The sequence below is a fragment of the Bacteroides sp. HF-162 genome (assembly GCF_015679285.1).
Lineage (GTDB): Bacteria > Bacteroidota > Bacteroidia > Bacteroidales > Bacteroidaceae > Bacteroides > Bacteroides uniformis.
This window is the reverse complement of record NZ_CP064937.1, coordinates 967,526-984,706: the sequence shown is the minus strand read 5'-3', so window position 1 is coordinate 984,706 and position 17,181 is coordinate 967,526. Positions and strand designations below refer to the sequence as shown.

Sequence of the window (17,181 nt, the reverse complement as noted above, 5' to 3'; positions counted from 1 at the left end):
TAAACAATTGTTCATTCTATTATTAACTGAATATATAGCTTAATATCAATTGTTTAATAACTAATTATTTGTGTTGCTAACATAGTTTTCAACATGGTGTTAACGATAAGTTTTTTGTTTGAATGAACGGTATTGTTGCGAAGTCGATGATGTGGAACTTATGGCATGGTTGCCATAAATTGAGTGCAGGTTGCAAGCATTGTTATGTTTATCGTGGTGATGCCCGGCGAGAGGTGGACAGTTCGGTGGTGGTGCGGACAAAAAACTTTGACCTGCCTTTGCGTAAAAAACGTAACGGAGAATTCAAGATACCATCTGGAACATTTGTCTACACCTGCTTTACTTCCGATTTCTTTGTGGAAGATGCTGACAAATGGCGGGCCGAAGCATGGGAGATGATTCGTTACCGCAGTGACCTGCATTTTATGATGATTACCAAGCGTATAGACCGTTTTTCTGACTGTCTGCCCGATGATTGGGGAGACGGATATGATAATGTAACCATTTGTTGTACGGTTGAAAACCAGGCTTGCGCCGATTATCGCTTGCCCATTTATAAGAGGGCTCCTATAAAGCATAAGATAATAATCTGTGAACCGCTGCTGGAAAGGATAGATTTAAGTACTTATGCTGTTGGCGAATGGATTGAACAGATAGTTGCAGGGGGAGAATCCGGTTACGAAGCCCGCCCTTGTGATTTTGAATGGGTGATGGACCTTCGCAGAATTTGTGTGGAAAATAAAGTGGACTTCTGGTTCAAGCAGACCGGTTCTAAGTTCGTCAAAGACGGAAAGACATATAATGTGAAACGCCAATTTCAACATTCGCAGGCACGCAAGGCGGGAATAAACATCAGTTTATAATTGTCCGCTTTCTACCATCAATATCACCCGTTCGGTCAATGCATCGTCTCCCATAGGGTCGTATTGTTTTTTTAGACTGGCGCCGAAGAGTGCGGCAAAAGTCTGGTAGAAACCGGCTTTGAAAGGGCCCATAAAAGCTTTTACCAGTTCATATCCGGTGGAGTTGGTCTGTCGGTCTACCAGTTTTATCAACAGTTTGCCTTGGGCAAAGGTAAGTTTCTTCATGCGGGGAGTGTATTGCTCCTTCAAGCTTTTCTCTACTGCTTTCATGTGTTTCTGGCGGGCTTTCTCGGTGGGCAGGGTCATCATGTATTCGTAGGTTTCAATGATGGCACGGTTAATCTCCTTGGAGATGGGAAGTACCTTCTTTACGTCACGAATGAGTTTGTAGTACTTGTTCATGTCGCGCTTGTTCTTGAATTTAAGCGGCTTGAAGATGTAGACAGTGGGGAGCTTGACATAAGGGATGGTATCTCCTTCGTAAACGCACATGGGAGTAAGATAGACACTCTTTTGCGCAGCAGACTGTGGTTGCTGCTGTGCAAAACATTTCAGGCTTCCGAGAGAAAGAAACATGATGAGTATTACTATGTTAAGCCTTGCGTTCATGTTGCAAAAGTACACCATTCTGTGTAATGTTGTTGCATCATGTTGATTTTTCCTTGCTCAATTAACTTATTTAAGGTAACTTCGCTTCCCAAAACATGAAAGTGACCTACTATTAATGGAATTACTCAAGATAGGAGTTTTTGTAAGTATGCTGTCAATGACTCCTATGCTTGAAGCTCAAAATATATCCGGCCTTCAGAAAGAACAGCCTTTACTTCTTTTGGAAGAAAATTTGGAACAACTTTCCATCAGGAATGAGGAAGAATACGGTTGGGAAGATGAATTGGAGGAGTTGTCCCGACGTCTGCAAGAGCCTGTCAACCTCAATGCCGCCACTAAACAGCAATTGGAGCAGTTTCCTTTTCTTACGGATATACAGATAGAGAATCTTCTGGCTTATGTCTATATATACGGACAGATGCAGACCATTTATGAATTGCAACTGGTGGAGGAGATGGATAAACGTACCATCGACCTACTGCTGCCCTTTGTCTGTGTGCGGGCAGTGAAAGCGGGTAGGGGGGATCCTGCTTTAAAATCTATACTGAAATACGGGAAACACGAAACATTGGCACGTTTGGATGTACCGTTCTATATCCGTAAAGGATATGAGAAGAATTACCTGGGACCTTCCCTTTACCATTCTTTGCGCTATAATTTTCATTATGGAGATTATCTCCAAATAGGCGTGACGGGAGAGAAGGATGCCGGAGAACCCTTCTTTGCCCTGCACAACAGAAAAGGCTATGATTACTATTCTTTCTATTTTCTGATAAAGAATCTGGGGCGGCTGAAGGCTTTGGCATTGGGCAATTACCGTCTGAGCTTCGGGCAGGGACTGGTACTTAGTACGGATTTTCGTTTAGGAAAAACATTCTCTATGTCTACAACAGAATATCGTACCGGAGGCATCCGTAAGCATAGTTCTACTGATGAGTACAATTATTTCCGGGGAGTGGCGGCAACGGTGGGAGTATTGCCTTACTTGGATATTTCGGCTTTCTATTCGCATCGCTCCATGGACGGTGTGGTGGAGGATGGCGAGATAACTTCCATTTACAAGACGGGATTGCATCGCACGCAGAAGGAGGCAGATAAAATGAATGCCTTTGCCTTGCAGGTGATAGGTGGAAACATGACCTATGAAAAGAACTCTCTGAAGGTGGGAGTGACGGGGATTTACTATTTTTTCAACCATCCTTACAAGCCTCGGTTGAACAAGTATGCAAAGTACAATCTTCATGGAAGTGATTTCTATAATGTGGGCATGGATTATAGGTATCGTCTGGGCCGTTTTGTCTGGGTGGGGGAAACGGCAACCGGCAGTAAAGGCTATGCGTTGCTGAACCGGCTGAAGTATAATCTTTCTTCCGATTATCATCTGCTACTTGTTCACCGGTATTATTCATATGATTATTGGACTTTGTTTGGGCGTTCCTTTGGCGAAAGCAGTATGCCGCAGAATGAGAACGGATGGTATCTGGCAGCAGAGGCCACACCTTTCGCCCGGTGGAAGTTTTTCACTTCACTGGATGTGTTTTCTTTTCCTTGGTGGAAATACCGTATAAGTAAGCCCTCAAAGGGAGTGGATGCCATGTTTCAGGTTACTTATACTCCTCGAAAGAGCCTTTCGATGTATTTTAATTATCGGTACAAACAGAAAGAAAGAGACGTGACGGGTACAAGCGGTGCAGTTATCGAACCTATCTATCACCATAAACTCCGTTATCGGCTGACCTATATGCCGGGAAGATATATCTTTCGTACTACAATAGATTATAACCACTTCCGTCAGCAGGATGGGGAAGGGTATCGCTTTGATAGACGGCAAGGTTATCAGTGTACTCAACTTTGCTCGTACACTTTCCCCTTCCCTCTGTCAGTTTCCGTGCAGGGAACCTGGTTTCATACGGACGATTACGATTCGCGTGTTTACGCCTCCGAGCGTGGATTGTTATATACTTTCTATACCCCTTCCTTCTATGGCAAAGGGTTCCGTTACTCCGCTCATCTGCGATATGATTTGAGTAAGAACTTCATGTTTCTTGCCAAATTCGGACAGACGGTTTATCAGGATAGGGAGACGATTGGTTCGGGCAATGATGAGATACCGGGAAATAGGAAAGCGGACTTGCAGATGCAACTGCGTATCAAGTTTTAGAAACTGTTTTAATTTTATTTTTCAGGTTGCCTCAGAAGAAAACTGAAATAAAATTAAAACAGTTTTTTAGAGTCTTCTCTTTATCTGTCACTTTCTTCCAACATGAAAATTTCATTTACAGTCTTTCCGAATATCTCTGATATTTTCAATGACAGCAAGGTGGAAGGGACATACTTTCCCGATTCTATGGCATTGATGGTTTGCCGGCTCACTCCTATGGCTTCAGCCAATTGCTGTTGGGTCATATGCTTGATGGCTCTTTCTACCCTTAATGTATTAGTCATTGTTGCTCCTCCTAAATTTATAAAGTTCAATGTTGTACTTTATGATGAACAGAAACAATATCATGAACAAGTCTATAAATACAAAATTAAGATATTGCATGTCATAAATCAGCATAGTGCATACTATCAGTAGGGAATACGCTGTTATGGTAGCCCAGATAAGAGAGTTTGAACGAATATTGGCAATGCATTCATCTTCGTCCTTTTCTTTTGAGAAAGCTATGAACAAGAGTGAAACCGTAAGCCCTATCATACTCAACTCGTCGAATAAAGAATTCTTGATAATACCCCAGGGAATTACTGACAACGCGTTTACCTTCAACCAATCTTCATTGCTGCCGTCGAAAAGGCAGATGAAGGACGTGATGGCGAATGGGACAAATAAACACCAACCTATCTTTCTGAAAGTGGTTGGAAATAAATAGTTCTTTCTCATAATACTATGCATTTAGATGCTATCTGCAAATGTAATGTATACTTTACATATAAACAAGTAAAATAGATAAAATGTAATGTATGATTTACTTTTTTAACATGAGATGTATGCTTTATAAAGGGAATATTTTCTTTTATGGGTAAACTTTTGCAAGCCGAACATTGCCAGATACCATAGTTTTCACTTAACTTTGGAGCGGTAAGATTGTTTAAGCATTAATCAAACCGTAAATCGTCAAATCGTAAATAGTATGACTGTCATTTATCCATCTCCCATATTCGGTCCCGTTCATTCTCGCCGTCTGGGAGTATCTTTGGGAATAAATTTATTGCCGGCAGACGGCAAAGTATGCACTTTCGACTGCATTTACTGTGAATGTGGTTTCAATGCCGACCATCGTCCCAAACAGCCGCTGCCCACACGCGAAAAAGTCCGTTCGGCCCTTGAAGCCCGTCTGCGGGACATGCAGCAAAACGGACCTACACCGGATGTACTGACTTTTGCCGGTAATGGAGAACCGACGGCACATCCCCGTTTCCCCGAAATCATAGAAGATACACTTGCCTTGCGCGACAAGTATTTTCCGAATGCAAAGGTGAGCGTACTGAGCAATTCTACCTTTATTCATCGTCCTGCCGTATTCGAGGCTTTGAACAAGATTGACAACAACATCCTTAAACTGGATACGGTGGATGAAGAGTATGTCCGTGTACTTGACCGTCCTACCGGACATTACTCCATCCGGGAGATTATAGAAGGGATGAAAGCGTTCAAAGGGAACTGCATTATCCAGACCATGTTTCTCAAAGGAAGTTATAAAGGACAAGATATGGATAATACATCCGATAAATTTGTTCTTCCCTGGCTGGAAGCTGTCAAGGAGATTGCTCCCCGCCAAGTGATGATTTATACCATCGACCGTGAAACGCCCGACCATGATTTGCAGAAGGCCACCCGCGAGGAACTGGATCGCATTGCGGAACGGATACGGGAAACGGGTATACCGGTAAGTGTTTCTTATTAATAATATACTTATGAAATCAATAGCAATTAAAGATTTAAGCGAGAACTTCTTCGAAGTGATAGGCAAAGAGTGGATGCTGGTTACGGCAGGCAGTAAAGAACATTTCAACACCATGACTGCCAGTTGGGGAGGTATTGGCTGGCTTTGGAACAAGCCGGTGGTGTTTGTCTTTATTCGTTCCGAGCGCTATACGTATGAGTTTATGGAGGAGAACGAATATTTCACCCTTTCTTTTTTAGGAAAGGAAAACCGGAGCATTTACAACCTTTGTGGCAGTAAATCGGGTAGGGAAGTGGATAAGGTAAAGGAAACTGGTCTGAATCCTATCGTTACCGAGCGGGGAAACATTCTCTTTGAGCAGGACCGCCTGGGATTGGAGTGCCGCAAGCTTTTCATTACCGATATGAAAGAAGAACTCTTTCTCGACCATTCCGTCTACGAGCGTTGGTATGGCGGTGACCACGGTGGATTGCACCGGGTTTATGTAGCCGAGATTGTAGATGCCTGGGTAAAGGAATAGCTCCTTTACCACAGTTTCAAGTCATATTCGGCTTCCACCTTCTCTTCTATTTCATCCGGAAGGGCGGGGAAGAAGTCGATACCTGTAATCCGTTCCACTTCGTCCACTGTATTGACGTAGCTGTCCAACGGATGATTGCCTGATGCATTCTTATAAATGAAGCCGATGGCTTTGGGGGGATTGCTGTCTGCACACAGAACGACCTTGAAGAATGCTTCGGGCACTGTAATCTTGTGCTTCTTGCCGATGGTGCGGTGACGTTGGTCATAGAGAATAGGACCGCATACAATGTATATCTTACCTTCTTCTTGTGCCCAACGGCGGCATGACTCTTCCAGTTCTTTCCAGTCGCCACGGTTCAGATTGTGGTTCTGCGGGCAAATGTTTGTCATGTAGAAACTCTCTTGCATGGCTTTCCAGTGCCAGCGGTTGTCACTGGCAGGACACATATGTCCGCGGTCCATGCCGGCTCCTTTGTAGTCATCGGTGGTTACTGCCTCGTGCTCAGGCAGGTCGGGGTCGGGCAGGAACTTGTCTGTACGGCTTTCACGCTCCACCAGTTTTTCGGGAGTGAGTTCCCAGGCTACCCAGTTGGGTATCTTTAAATCCTTGTTGTAGGATACTGTGTAGCCTTTCCTCTGGAGAATCTGTTCGGGGACGTTCTTCAGCTTTGCCGGTATTTCAAGGCGTGTGCCTGCCGTGAGTTCTATCTTGGCAGGCGTAGAAGTCTTTTGCCTGGTATCCGAAAGTATCTTTGCAACGGGTTCATAGGCAAGGCAGACCGCACATATAAACAATATAAGATAATAGACGCCTTGCGATTGTTTCTTTTTTTTTCGTGCCATGCCGGGATTAGTGTTGGATAATCATTTTGGCCCTTTCCAGTGCCACATTTATGTTCGGACAGATATTTTCTTCGCCCAACAGCTCATAGAAGCCCGATTTTTCCAGTACCTTATGTACCTTTTCATTGACACCGGAGAGCACAATGGTTATTTTTTCCTTTTGGGACATCTCACAAAGGCTTGTCAAGTTGTGGATACCGGTAGAATCGATGAACGGAACTTTACGCATGCGGATGATGCGCACTTTGGGGCGGTCGCCCAGCCGCGCCATGATTTCTTCGAATTTGGTGGCGATGCCGAAGAAGTAAGGACCGTTTATTTCATATACTTCCACATCCTCGGGGATTATCAGGTGCTCGTCATTGCTTGCAATGTCCGATTCTGCATTCGGGTCTATTTCATCTTTGATGACGGATATTTCGGTAGTCTCCATGACGCGGCGCATAAACAGCACGCAGGCAATCACCAGACCTACTTCAATGGCAATAGTCAGGTCGAAGATGACGGTCAGGAAGAAAGTAATCAGCAGTACCGTGACATCCGATTTAGGATTCTTCAATAATGCCTTGAACGTACGCCAACCACTCATGTTATAGGATACTATGACCAGTACACCCGCCAGGCAAGCCATTGGGATATACTGTGCCAGCGGCATGAGGAACAGTAGGATAAGCAGCAATACCACTGCATGCACCATGCCTGCTACGGGAGTTTTTCCTCCGTTGTTGATGTTTGCCATGGTACGCGCGATGGCTCCGGTGGCAGGGATACCGCCAAACAGCGGGGTAGCCATGTTGGCAATACCTTGTGCTATCAGTTCCGTGTTGGAATCGTGTTTGTCGCCTATCACACCATCGGCCACGGTGGCAGACAGCAAAGATTCGATGGCACCCAGTACAGCGATTGTAATGGCTACGGGGAACAAGTTCTTTATCGCTTCCCAATCCAGGGCAGGCATCACGGCATCCGGCAGTTCGGCACGGATGCTGAAACGGTCGCCGATGGTATCGATACAATCAATGCCTCCATATACTTTCATCAGCCAGACTGCCACTGTCACCACGATGATGGCAATAAGTGACCCCGGAATCTTCTTCGAGAACCGCGGTGTAATGGCAATGATGAAGATGCTGACAATACTTACAATCGTGTTCCACCAGTTTACGGTATCGAAATGTCGGAAATAAATCATCCATTTTCCTACAAAGTCTCCCGGAACTTTCTCTCCTCCGAACGTCAACCCGAAAATATCGGCAATCTGCGTAGTGAAGATGGTGACGGCAATACCGCTTGTAAAACCTACGATGATGGGATAGGGGATAAACTTAATGACAGCTCCCAGCTTGAACACTCCCAGCAGGATGAGCAGTACGCCTGCCATCAGTGTGGCGACAATAAGCCCCGATTCACCGTATTGCTGGATGATGCCATAGATAATGACGATGAACGCACCGGTCGGTCCTCCAATCTGTACCTTGCTCCCACCCATCAGGGAGATGATGAAACCGGCTATGATAGCCGTAATGATACCTTTCTCCGGTGATACGCCGGAGGCGATACCGAATGCAATGGCAAGCGGGAGGGCAACGATACCTACAATGATACCTGCCATCAGGTCTGCCATGAACAGTTCTTTAGAGTAATTTTTTAAAGCCGTGTATAGCTTTGGTCTGAATCCGAACGCTTTCATTATAATCTACTTTTTTATACGTTTTTTTATACAGAATGTAATGTATATATTGCAAATTGCCTGCAAAAGTAGATAAAATAATGGATATTAGTGAACACAACTGTGATGTATTTTGTTTTCCTTATCAGATATGTGCTATTAATTATGTCTGAAATACCTCTTCGGGTTATCGGTGAAGATAGATTCTTTCTATAAGACGATAAATAAATCCGATGGGGCAGAGGTGTGATTATTCCAAACTAAATTCGTAATTTTGTGTTGTTTATAAACAGTACGAACGACATTTATACGTAATTATATTAACTAATAAAAAAAGAGACTATGGCTAAAAGTGTTAAAGGAACTCAGACTGAGAAGAATCTGCTGACTTCATTCGCTGGTGAATCACAAGCAAGAATGCGTTACACTTATTTTGCAAGTGTAGCCAAGAAAGAAGGTTACGAACAAATCGCCGCTATTTTCACAGAAACGGCTGACCAGGAAAAGGAACACGCTAAACGTATGTTCAAGTGGCTGGAAGGCGGTATGGTGGAAATCACCGCTTCTTATCCTGCAGGTGTTATCGGCACTACCCTGGAAAATCTTCAGGAAGCTGCTGCCGGCGAACACGAAGAATGGTCATTGGATTATCCTAAGTTTGCTGATATTGCAGACGAAGAAGGTTTCCCCGAAATTGCTCTTATGTACCGTAACATCGCCATTGCCGAAAAGGGACACGAAGAACGTTATCGCGCTTTTATCCAGAATATAGAGACCGCCAGCGTATTTGCCAAGGAAGGTGAAGTGGTATGGCAGTGCCGCAACTGTGGTTTCATCTACACCGGTAAGGAAGCTCCTCAGGTATGTCCGGCTTGCTTGCATCCGCAGGCTTACTTCGAAGTAAAGAAGTCAAACTATTGATAATGTCTCCTGCTTGTGCAGGTATGGATAACGGGAAACGCCCGGATGCTTTCTTCAGAGCATCCGGGCGCTTTGTTTAAATGACCATGTTCGTTTTCCGTGCCAGTATAGTGGCGCGAGTTTTACTTTAGTTACTTCCCGACGTGCGGATAGTCTATCGTATAGTGCAGTCCGCGGCTTTCCTTGCGTTCCATGGCTTGCTTGGTTATCAGGTATCCTACGTTTATCATGTTGCGCAGTTCGCACAGCTCCCGGGTAGCCTTGCTACGCTTGAAGAGTGCTTCTGTCTCCTCGTAAAGTATGTCCAGTCGGTTCCAGGCACGTGTCAACCGGGTATTGCTGCGGACAATACCTACGTATGCCTCCATAATCTGGTTTACTTCCTTCATGCTTTGTGTGATGAGGACACGTTCTTCGGTGGAGATGGTACCTTCGTCGTTCCATTCGGGGATGTCTTCGTTGAAGTCATAACGTTCCAGTACGCTCAGTGCGTGTTTGGCTGCCGCGTCGGCATAAACCACGGCTTCAATCAGTGAGTTGCTTGCCAGACGGTTGCCGCCATGCAGTCCAGTGCACGAACATTCGCCGATGGCGTACAGACGGCGGATGCTGCTCTGTCCGTCCAAGTCCACCTTGATACCACCGCAGAGATAATGGGCGGCGGGGGCTACCGGTATGTATTCCTTTGTAATGTCTATACCGATGCTGAGGCATTTCTTGTATATGTTCGGGAAATGCTTCTTGGTTTCTTCGGGGTCTTTGTGTGTGACGTCCAGATACACATGGTCTTCACCGCGCTGTTTCATTTCGTTGTCGATGGCACGCGCCACGATGTCACGCGGGGCCAGTGAGAGTCGCGGGTCGTACTTCTGCATGAATTCTTTTCCGTCTTTGGTGCGCAGCACGCCGCCATAACCACGCATGGCTTCGGTGATGAGGAACGAGGGGCGGTCTCCCGGATGGAAAAGGGCTGTGGGATGGAACTGGATGAATTCCATGTCTTTCACTGCTCCCTTGGCACGGTAGACCATGGCAATGCCGTCTCCCGTGGCTACCAGCGGGTTGGTGGTATGGCGGTAAACGGCTTCGCAACCGCCCGTTGCCATGATGGTGACTTTGGAAAGGAAGGTATCCACCTCGCCCGTCGCTTCGTTCAGCACGTAGGCACCGTAGCACTTGATGCCGGGGGTATGGCGGGTAACGATGATTCCCTGGTGATGCTGGGTAATGATTTCCACAGCATAGTGGTCGGTCAGTACGGTGATGTTGGGGTGTTGCTTCACAGCTTCGATGAGGCTGGTCTGTATCTCTGCACCCGTATTGTCCTTATGGTGGAGGATGCGGAATTCGGAGTGGCCGCCTTCTTTGTGCAGGTCAAACTCTCCGTCCTCCTTTTTGTCGAAGTTCACTCCCCATTTAATGAGCTCCTTGATTTGTTCGGGAGCATTGCGCACCACCTTCTCTACGGCTTCGCGGTCGCTTATCCAGTCACCTGCAATCATGGTGTCCTCGATGTGCTTCTCGAAGTTGTCCACAGCCAGATTGGTGACGGAAGCGATACCTCCTTGTGCAAAATAGGTATTTGCTTCTTCCAGACCTGCCTTGCAGATAAGGGCTACTGTCCCCTTGTGCGCCACTTTCAGCGCAAAACTCATACCGGCAAGCCCGGAGCCGATAACGAGGAAATCGAACTTTCTTACCATAGGATTTAGTGTTTATCGCTGCAAAACTACAAAATAAGTACATTCCTTGTTCATTCCGTAGGGATTTATTCGTAAAAAGACCTACCTTAGCGGCAAAAATCCGATAGAATGAATAGAATCTTTCATGCCCGTATTGCTGTAGGGCAGTTTTTGTTTCTGGCTCTGATAAGTGGTCTTGCCATTTATATGTTGTGGGATAAATACGTGCTGCCTGCGGCGCTTTTCATGCTTTGGCTGATAGTTGTCATCGAGAAGCTGATTCATACTACCTATACGGTGACTCCGGACGGGAAGCTGAAATTGTATTTCGGCCGCTTCTCGCGCAGCAAGGAGATTCTGCTGAAGGATGTCATTTCCGTGGAGCGTGCCTCTTCCATGCAGATAGGACGGTTTGCAGTAATGCGCTACGTACTGGTGAAGTATGGAGCGGGTAAGTGCGAGGTATTGTTTCCGGTCAAAGAGGAGGAATTCATCCGGTTGATGGAGGAACGGAGAGGATGAGCAATATGGTGTGCCCACGTATGTGATTCCGTTTTAATCTGCCGTTATCGGTTTCATGGTAATGTCTCCTGTGTAGCTTTCCGGAGTTGTTTGTATGAACTTTCCCTTTATCTGTTTTTCCGTTTTTGTATATTCACCTACGAATGTCAGCGTATAGGTAGCTACAAGCTTGCTGTAGTGTAGTGTTCCTTTTATGATGAGCCGACAGTGAGGTGGTATGCTGATGGTGGAAGTACTGCTGTTTGGACCTTTGGCTTTTGTTGTTTCGCTGCCATATTTTATTGTTGTCCCGCTTAACGATAGTTCATCTCCAAACATGTAAGGGGCATTGACGAATATGTCTTCTTCCCCCATCCATGCAAATGCTCCGGGGTCGTTGCTTTGGAAGGTGGTTTCCTGCCATGTGTCTTCAAAGGGGGAGTTTGTGGTGGTAATACTGCTGTTCAAATTGTTTTCCATGATGAAAGGCAGGAGTTCTACATCATAGGTACTGAATCCATCCCCTTCTTCTTCAAAAGAGTATTGAATATCTTTGAACAGATATTTTTCAGCATCTTTAATTTCGTCTTTATCATAACAGCCGGTCGTGCAGACAATCAATATGGCGGACAATACGAGGTGGAATAGTTTCTGTTGTTTCATAGCCTTTACTTTTTTGTGAGGATGTACGTACAAAGATAAGTTTATTTTTTTGAAACTATTCATAGTGAGCACTTTATTTTCCTGATAATTTAGTCTTTCTGTAAATGCAGGTAATCTTTGAATCATAAATAAAGCTTAATTTTAGCTCTTCTGTTTGCAGTTTTTCGGATATGGCAGCGTCCATTATGTAAAAAAGAAACGAACATGAATTTGAATTGTGCCATTTTACATGCAGACCCGGAGATTGCCGGAAGGTTGGAAGAGTATATCGACAAGGTTCCTTTTCTCTCTTTGCACGGAAAGTACGGCAATCCTCTTGAAGCGCTGAAGGATTATTATGAGACAAAAGTGGAAGTTTATTTTGTCGGCATCTATCCGGTGGAAGAAGGTGAAATCAACGGAATGGATTTTTGCAGGCTCTTGTCCTCGTCCACTCGTGTCATTTTCATTACAGATACCGACAAGTATGCTGCCGAGTGTTTCCGCCTGGATGCGTTGGACTATCTGATGGACGGGCTCAATTTCTCCACGTTTTTCCAGTCTGTCAGCAAGGCGGCACGCTGGTTTTCTTTGCAAGATGCAGGTACGTCCGACTCCAAGCACAGGCAAGGTCTGGAAGAGGCTCCGAAGGTGATTTACATGCGGTGTGACAACCGCATCATGCGGCTCGACCTGGAGCGGATAAACTACATAGAGGGTTTGGGGGATTACGTCAAGATTTTCTGCAAGGGTGCCTCCAAACCTGTCTTGAGCCTATGCAGTATGAAGTACATGGAGGAAAAACTTCCGGCGGACGAATTTATCCGCGTGCACCGTTCTTTTATTGTCCGCATGGACTGCATCAGCGCCATCGGGCGCAGCACACTGCTCATCGAGCAGAAGGATGTCCCCATTGGCGATGCTTACCGCGAAAGGGTAAAAGGGTATGTGTCCAGGCTGGCAGTGTTGTAATACCCCGTTTTCAGATACTATATACTTTGTTTGTTGGATCTATAGTTCCAGCGTGCTGCATCTATATATGCAACGCGTTGCATATATAGATCCAACAAATGATAATCATTCGGTGTAAAATCCGTGTAATCTGTGGTGAACCGGAACCTTGTATTACTTTAGTTTTGCTCTCGAAATTCTTTCCCCGAACGTCAAGTTCAGATTCAGACTGAACCGGCTTTCCTGCATCAGATTGCTGCGTGAGTTCAGTTGTTTCCGCCACGTGGCGCCCAGCGAGAGATAGGAGTACCGGATGGGGAAGCTCGCCCCTACGCTGGCTTCCAGATACTGCATCTTCCCGCCTTTCAGATTGATATAGGAGTTGCCGAAACCTATTCCGCCCATCAGCTCGGTGGAACGTGCCAGACGTGGCTTGATAATGTAGCTGCCTCCCAGGTTCACTTTGTGCTGGTTCTCGTATTTCATGGAAGTGTAGGAGGAGGAGTTGCGGCTCCAGTCCAGGTAGTTGTAGTCGGCGGTCAGCACCCAGCGTTCGGTGGTTATGCTGAGGCCGGTGCCGAGGTGCATGGGCAGATATTGTGTACGGCTGTGGTATCCTTTATCGAGGTTCTCGCTGGTAGATGAGTTGCTGTAAGTCAGTGTATTGTCGTGGCTGATGGGAAGGGAGGGAGCAAATACCAGCCCTGCCGCCCACTTCCGTTGTCCGGTCGCACCCCATTCGTAATGTATGCCGAAGTCCGCATAAAAGGCCTGTTTAGAAGATTCGTACTTTACGACGGCGCTTTCCTGCGTTTCGCTTTGCGTCACTGTGCCCGCTATCATCCCCAGGTTGATGCCGACCGACAGTTGCCTGCTCAGTGCAAAGGCATTGGTGACGTAGCACCGGTATAGTCCGCCCGTACCCTCAAAGAGCGAGTAGGTGTAGTTGCCGGGCATTCCCTCTATCTCTTCTTCGGTCTGGATGACATAGCCCACACTGCTGTATGGTGCTGCACCTACAAGGGCATACCAGCGCGGCAGGACACGGAAGCCCATGCTGATGCGGTTGGGGTTGCCGGTGAAGTTGGAGCTGTGTTCGCTCAGAAAGGAGTAGCGGGCATATGAGGCAGATACACCCACATCGAACGTGAAGCAGGCGGTGTCCATGCGGGTGATGGCTGCGGGGTTCAGCGTGTTCAGAAATCCGGTACGGTTCAGGGCGATGCCCGTGTTGCCCATGCCGGCATAACGTCCGCCGTCACCGGCACTCAGTTCGCCCACTCCGTACATGGAGGTGGGCAGGTTGGTGGTGTTCTGGGCCACGGCGGTGAGGCTTGCCGTACACAGACTGCACAGCAGAAGGGGAATCCGGTAATGGCGTTTCATTGCTCGTTGTATATTTTGAATCTTACGTCTAATCTGCATTGTCTCTCTTGTTCGGGGTCGTTGGTGAAGATGACCTGGTTGAAGGTGGTGGTGCTTTCTTCGTCTGTCAGACTCATCAGCAGTTTCTGCCGCTTGATGCCCGAAGTGCCGTAGTTGTTGCGGATGAATTCGGTGAGGTCGAAGGAGTAGTAGGTCTCTTTCCCGTACATCTCGTCGATGGTCAGGTCGCCGGTCTGTACGGTTACGCCGTCACTGCCGTATACGTAGTCCTCCAGCACATTGTTCTCGTCCGTGATATAAAGGCGGATGTCATTGGGAAGCTGGCTCACTTCGTTGTAGCTCCGGGCCAGAGGATAGAGGTAGAGTGTGGCGCTCTCTATGGAGACTATCTGTCCGGCACTTCCGAGGCTGTTGAGGTAGGGGAATTCCAGTTGGTTGTAGTAACCCGTCAATCCCTGCATATAGGCCAGGCAACCCATGTCGCTGGAGTGGACGAGGTTCTCTATTCCGCTTTTCAGGGAAGCAAGGTGGGTGCCGGTGGGGTCGTGCCGGATACCGGTATAGGCATAGTCGGTGTTTACGTTGAAAGTCAGCACTTGTCCGGTCCGCTGGTTGGAGACTTCCTGATAGTGGAGGTTGATGCTCATGGCAGAGTCGTTCACCATGAATCCGGTGATACACTGCCCGTCGTTTTCGGGAACAAAGACCAGTCCGGGGAATTTCTTCTTGAACTTGTCTTGGGTATCGAAGTAGTCGTCCTGGGCCACGAGGTCATTCAGCAGTTGTTGTCCCCATGAGTCGGGCAGGCGGACGCTTACTTCCTTCTTCCGCCCCGGGCAGGGGGTGAAGGTAAAGCTGAAGAGCGGGGCATCTTCCGTCGGGAGTACGGTGCTGTTGTAAAGGTCCTCGTCGTTGTCCAGCACGATAGGTTTTTTCAGCCGGTAGATGGAGATGCGCTGTTGCGTCAGGGTATCTCCCCAGAAATGGCCCGAAGGTATCATTCGCAGTACGAGGGAGTCGAGGGTATAGGTATAGTCTGTGTTGGGGGTGAAGTCGGACGTGGAGTATTCGGCATAGTAGGTGGCGGATACTTCTCCCCAGGCGCTGCTCCGGTAATGTCCTAGCTGGCAGATGCTGTCGCCCCGGGTCTCTATGGAGTCTAGCAGGATGGTGCTGATGTCTACCGAGCAGGTGTCTGCGTATACATTATAGAAGGAGCTTTCCACGAGGCTCTTTCCAAGCTGCGAGTTTTCGTCCTGGCAGGCGCAGAAGATAGCGAGGACTGCGAATAAGCTGTACAATGATTTCTTCATTTCTGTTCTTTTAGTTGGCGGCAAAGGAAAGGCAAAACTTTTATATCTTTCTACAAAAATCGGCGTTCGGACGGTTTTTATCGGTAAAGGCGTTTAACGGGAATTTCGGACTGTTCGTCGGTTATTTTTGCCGGTGTGGTTGCGGCGGTTTACTTTTGCGGGCAGAACTTCCGCCCTTCTGAAAGAGGAGGGGAATAGTTTCGGCATCCCGATACTAAAACTATTCTCCTTCCTCTTCAGGGGAACGAGGGGTATGAAAAATTAATCTTTAAAACAATAAACAATGAACAGACTATTGGTAGGAATAATATTGCTGGCCATCGTGTGCATTGCCGGCAGTTGTACGGACGAGGATGAATACACTCAGGGGCAGTGGATGAAGAAAGCCAGCTATAACGGTGTGTACCGCGCTTATGCCTCCGGCTTCACCATCGGCAATTATGGGTATTTGTGTGGTGGCTTCTACGGAGCGAACAAGGATTACCTGAACGACCTTTGGGAGTATGACATGAGCCGGAACAGCTGGACGCAGTGTGCCGACATGCCCGTTGCCGGGCGCAAGGCTGCCGTGGGCTTTGCCGTGAATGGCAAGGGATACATTACGACCGGTTCCGTGAAGGACGGCTCCTCGTCCTACTGTGTGGCAGATACCTGGGAGTATGACCCTGCCACGGATGCCTGGACACGGAAAGACGACTTCAAAGGCGGGGTGCGCGACGGTGCCCTGGCTTTCAGTATAGGCGGATATGGCTATGTCGGTACGGGCTGCAACAGCGACGCTACCGGCAGCGAGAGTGCCTACAAGATGGACTTTTACCGTTTCAATCCCAATGAAGCCGAAGGTTCGCAATGGGAAGCGGTGAGCGGGTATGGAGGCGAGAAGCGCTACTTCGGTACGGCATTCGTCATCGATGAGGTGGCCTACATCTGTTGCGGGCGAAACAACAGTACCGATCTGGTGGATTTCTGGAAGTTCGACGGAAGCAACTGGACCCAGTTGCGTGACATTGCCGATACGGACTCCGACAATGACTATGACGATGACTACGCCATCACACGGTCCGAAGCCGTATCCTTCGTCATCGGTGGAAGGGGATTTGTGGCTACGGGAATACGTAACAGCACTTCCTTGAGCAGCGACTACTGGCTGTACGACCCTGACAAGGACTTATGGTACGGCGATTCCGATGACGACTTTACCCCCATTACAGATGTACATAATTATCCTTCCGGTGCTTCTTCGCGCAGGGCTGCCGTTGGTTTCTCTACCGGCGAACGTGGTTTTGTGCTGACGGGAACAAGTGGTACCAGCTACTTTGATGATGTGTACGAACTTCTACCCGATGAGGAAGAGGAAGTCTGATTCGCCCCATA

The 17,181-nt window shown here is 47.3% G+C and carries 17 protein-coding genes; 8 read left to right on the top strand and 9 right to left on the bottom strand.

Going from position 1 to position 17,181, the window contains the following annotated elements; translation table 11 throughout:
* Window positions 1-122: 122 nt before the first annotated feature.
* The gene (locus ITJ87_RS03960) at window positions 123-863 is read left to right on the top strand and encodes a DUF5131 family protein (protein ID WP_117965070.1); all 741 of its coding nucleotides are present in this window, start codon (window positions 123-125) and stop codon (window positions 861-863) included.
* Here ITJ87_RS03960 and ITJ87_RS03955 read toward each other — a convergent pair.
* On the bottom strand, window positions 858-1,490 hold the full coding sequence (locus ITJ87_RS03955; protein WP_005833968.1) for a DUF4294 domain-containing protein: 633 nt from the start codon (window positions 1,488-1,490) through the stop codon (window positions 858-860). The two genes, ITJ87_RS03960 and ITJ87_RS03955, sit on opposite strands and share 6 nt — an antisense overlap.
* Window positions 1,491-1,587: 97 nt before the next feature.
* Between ITJ87_RS03955 and ITJ87_RS03950 the strand changes: the two genes are divergently transcribed.
* Window positions 1,588-3,633, top strand: a complete 2,046-nt coding sequence (locus ITJ87_RS03950; RefSeq protein ID WP_117965068.1) for a helix-hairpin-helix domain-containing protein — start codon at window positions 1,588-1,590, stop codon at window positions 3,631-3,633.
* An 80-nt stretch (window positions 3,634-3,713) separates the two neighbouring features.
* Here ITJ87_RS03950 and ITJ87_RS03945 read toward each other — a convergent pair whose 3' ends face one another.
* Entirely contained in the window at window positions 3,714-3,917 is a 204-nt protein-coding gene (locus ITJ87_RS03945) for a helix-turn-helix transcriptional regulator (protein ID WP_008662275.1), read from the bottom strand.
* Complete coding sequence (locus ITJ87_RS03940) at window positions 3,910-4,353, bottom strand: hypothetical protein (RefSeq protein ID WP_117588639.1); 444 nt, start codon at window positions 4,351-4,353, stop codon at window positions 3,910-3,912. The genes ITJ87_RS03945 and ITJ87_RS03940 overlap by 8 nt, the downstream gene beginning before the upstream one ends.
* 250 nt (window positions 4,354-4,603) lie before the next feature.
* Here ITJ87_RS03940 and ITJ87_RS03935 point away from each other — a divergent pair, with 250 nt between their 5' ends.
* Window positions 4,604-5,377 (top strand): radical SAM protein, encoded by a 774-nt coding sequence (locus ITJ87_RS03935; RefSeq protein ID WP_117880901.1) that lies wholly within the window; start codon window positions 4,604-4,606, stop codon window positions 5,375-5,377.
* Between the two features lie 10 nt (window positions 5,378-5,387).
* Window positions 5,388-5,897, top strand: a complete 510-nt coding sequence (locus ITJ87_RS03930; RefSeq protein WP_009037517.1) for a flavin reductase family protein — start codon at window positions 5,388-5,390, stop codon at window positions 5,895-5,897.
* A gap of 5 nt (window positions 5,898-5,902) precedes the next feature.
* Here ITJ87_RS03930 and ITJ87_RS03925 read toward each other — a convergent pair whose 3' ends face one another.
* A complete protein-coding gene (locus tag ITJ87_RS03925; protein ID WP_117880904.1) occupies window positions 5,903-6,742 on the bottom strand; it encodes a DNA/RNA non-specific endonuclease in 840 nt (279 codons plus the stop codon).
* 7 nt (window positions 6,743-6,749) lie between these two features.
* Window positions 6,750-8,432, bottom strand: a complete 1,683-nt coding sequence (locus ITJ87_RS03920; RefSeq protein ID WP_117965067.1) for a SulP family inorganic anion transporter — start codon at window positions 8,430-8,432, stop codon at window positions 6,750-6,752.
* Between the two features lie 321 nt (window positions 8,433-8,753).
* Between ITJ87_RS03920 and rbr the strand changes: the two genes are divergently transcribed.
* Window positions 8,754-9,332 carry a rubrerythrin gene (gene rbr, locus ITJ87_RS03915; protein ID WP_005825226.1) on the top strand — a complete coding sequence of 193 codons (579 nt, stop codon included), beginning with the start codon at window positions 8,754-8,756 and terminating at the stop codon, window positions 9,330-9,332.
* Between the two features lie 131 nt (window positions 9,333-9,463).
* Here the strand turns inward: rbr and nadB are convergent, their stop codons facing one another.
* Window positions 9,464-11,035: an L-aspartate oxidase gene (gene nadB, locus ITJ87_RS03910; RefSeq protein ID WP_016272212.1), complete on the bottom strand. Its 1,572-nt coding sequence runs from the start codon at window positions 11,033-11,035 to the stop codon at window positions 9,464-9,466.
* A 108-nt stretch (window positions 11,036-11,143) separates the two neighbouring features.
* Here nadB and ITJ87_RS03905 point away from each other — a divergent pair, with 108 nt between their 5' ends.
* Window positions 11,144-11,536, top strand: coding sequence for a PH domain-containing protein (locus ITJ87_RS03905; RefSeq protein WP_117599934.1), 393 nt, complete (start codon window positions 11,144-11,146; stop codon window positions 11,534-11,536).
* Between the two features lie 33 nt (window positions 11,537-11,569).
* On the opposite strand, the gene ITJ87_RS03900 is transcribed toward ITJ87_RS03905, so the two are convergent.
* On the bottom strand, window positions 11,570-12,178 hold the full coding sequence (locus ITJ87_RS03900) for a hypothetical protein (RefSeq protein ID WP_117599935.1): 609 nt from the start codon (window positions 12,176-12,178) through the stop codon (window positions 11,570-11,572).
* Between the two features lie 204 nt (window positions 12,179-12,382).
* On the opposite strand from ITJ87_RS03900, the gene ITJ87_RS03895 reads away from it, so the two are divergent.
* Window positions 12,383-13,129: a LytTR family DNA-binding domain-containing protein gene (locus ITJ87_RS03895; RefSeq protein WP_117965065.1), complete on the top strand. Its 747-nt coding sequence runs from the start codon at window positions 12,383-12,385 to the stop codon at window positions 13,127-13,129.
* A gap of 153 nt (window positions 13,130-13,282) precedes the next feature.
* Here the strand turns inward: ITJ87_RS03895 and ITJ87_RS03890 are convergent, their stop codons facing one another.
* Window positions 13,283-14,494, bottom strand: a complete 1,212-nt coding sequence (locus tag ITJ87_RS03890) for a hypothetical protein (RefSeq protein WP_117965063.1) — start codon at window positions 14,492-14,494, stop codon at window positions 13,283-13,285.
* Window positions 14,491-15,807: a DUF4270 family protein gene (locus ITJ87_RS03885; RefSeq protein WP_005825247.1), complete on the bottom strand. Its 1,317-nt coding sequence runs from the start codon at window positions 15,805-15,807 to the stop codon at window positions 14,491-14,493. The genes ITJ87_RS03890 and ITJ87_RS03885 overlap by 4 nt, the downstream gene beginning before the upstream one ends.
* A 283-nt stretch (window positions 15,808-16,090) precedes the next feature.
* Between ITJ87_RS03885 and ITJ87_RS03880 the strand changes: the two genes are divergently transcribed.
* Window positions 16,091-17,170, top strand: coding sequence for a kelch repeat-containing protein (locus ITJ87_RS03880; protein ID WP_117965061.1), 1,080 nt, complete (start codon window positions 16,091-16,093; stop codon window positions 17,168-17,170).
* Window positions 17,171-17,181: the final 11 nt, after the last annotated feature.

Coding starts and splice junctions, on each gene's coding strand:
- ITJ87_RS03960 (WP_117965070.1), top strand. CDS start 123: ATGAACGGTATTGTTGCGAAGTCGATGATGTGGAACTTATGGCATGGT.
- ITJ87_RS03955 (WP_005833968.1), bottom strand. CDS start 1,490: ATGGTGTACTTTTGCAACATGAACGCAAGGCTTAACATAGTAATACTC.
- ITJ87_RS03950 (WP_117965068.1), top strand. CDS start 1,588: ATGGAATTACTCAAGATAGGAGTTTTTGTAAGTATGCTGTCAATGACT.
- ITJ87_RS03945 (WP_008662275.1), bottom strand. CDS start 3,917: ATGACTAATACATTAAGGGTAGAAAGAGCCATCAAGCATATGACCCAA.
- ITJ87_RS03940 (WP_117588639.1), bottom strand. CDS start 4,353: ATGAGAAAGAACTATTTATTTCCAACCACTTTCAGAAAGATAGGTTGG.
- ITJ87_RS03935 (WP_117880901.1), top strand. CDS start 4,604: ATGACTGTCATTTATCCATCTCCCATATTCGGTCCCGTTCATTCTCGC.
- ITJ87_RS03930 (WP_009037517.1), top strand. CDS start 5,388: ATGAAATCAATAGCAATTAAAGATTTAAGCGAGAACTTCTTCGAAGTG.
- ITJ87_RS03925 (WP_117880904.1), bottom strand. CDS start 6,742: ATGGCACGAAAAAAAAAGAAACAATCGCAAGGCGTCTATTATCTTATA.
- ITJ87_RS03920 (WP_117965067.1), bottom strand. CDS start 8,432: ATGAAAGCGTTCGGATTCAGACCAAAGCTATACACGGCTTTAAAAAAT.
- rbr (WP_005825226.1), top strand. CDS start 8,754: ATGGCTAAAAGTGTTAAAGGAACTCAGACTGAGAAGAATCTGCTGACT.
- nadB (WP_016272212.1), bottom strand. CDS start 11,035: ATGGTAAGAAAGTTCGATTTCCTCGTTATCGGCTCCGGGCTTGCCGGT.
- ITJ87_RS03905 (WP_117599934.1), top strand. CDS start 11,144: ATGAATAGAATCTTTCATGCCCGTATTGCTGTAGGGCAGTTTTTGTTT.
- ITJ87_RS03900 (WP_117599935.1), bottom strand. CDS start 12,178: ATGAAACAACAGAAACTATTCCACCTCGTATTGTCCGCCATATTGATT.
- ITJ87_RS03895 (WP_117965065.1), top strand. CDS start 12,383: ATGAATTTGAATTGTGCCATTTTACATGCAGACCCGGAGATTGCCGGA.
- ITJ87_RS03890 (WP_117965063.1), bottom strand. CDS start 14,494: ATGAAACGCCATTACCGGATTCCCCTTCTGCTGTGCAGTCTGTGTACG.
- ITJ87_RS03885 (WP_005825247.1), bottom strand. CDS start 15,807: ATGAAGAAATCATTGTACAGCTTATTCGCAGTCCTCGCTATCTTCTGC.
- ITJ87_RS03880 (WP_117965061.1), top strand. CDS start 16,091: ATGAACAGACTATTGGTAGGAATAATATTGCTGGCCATCGTGTGCATT.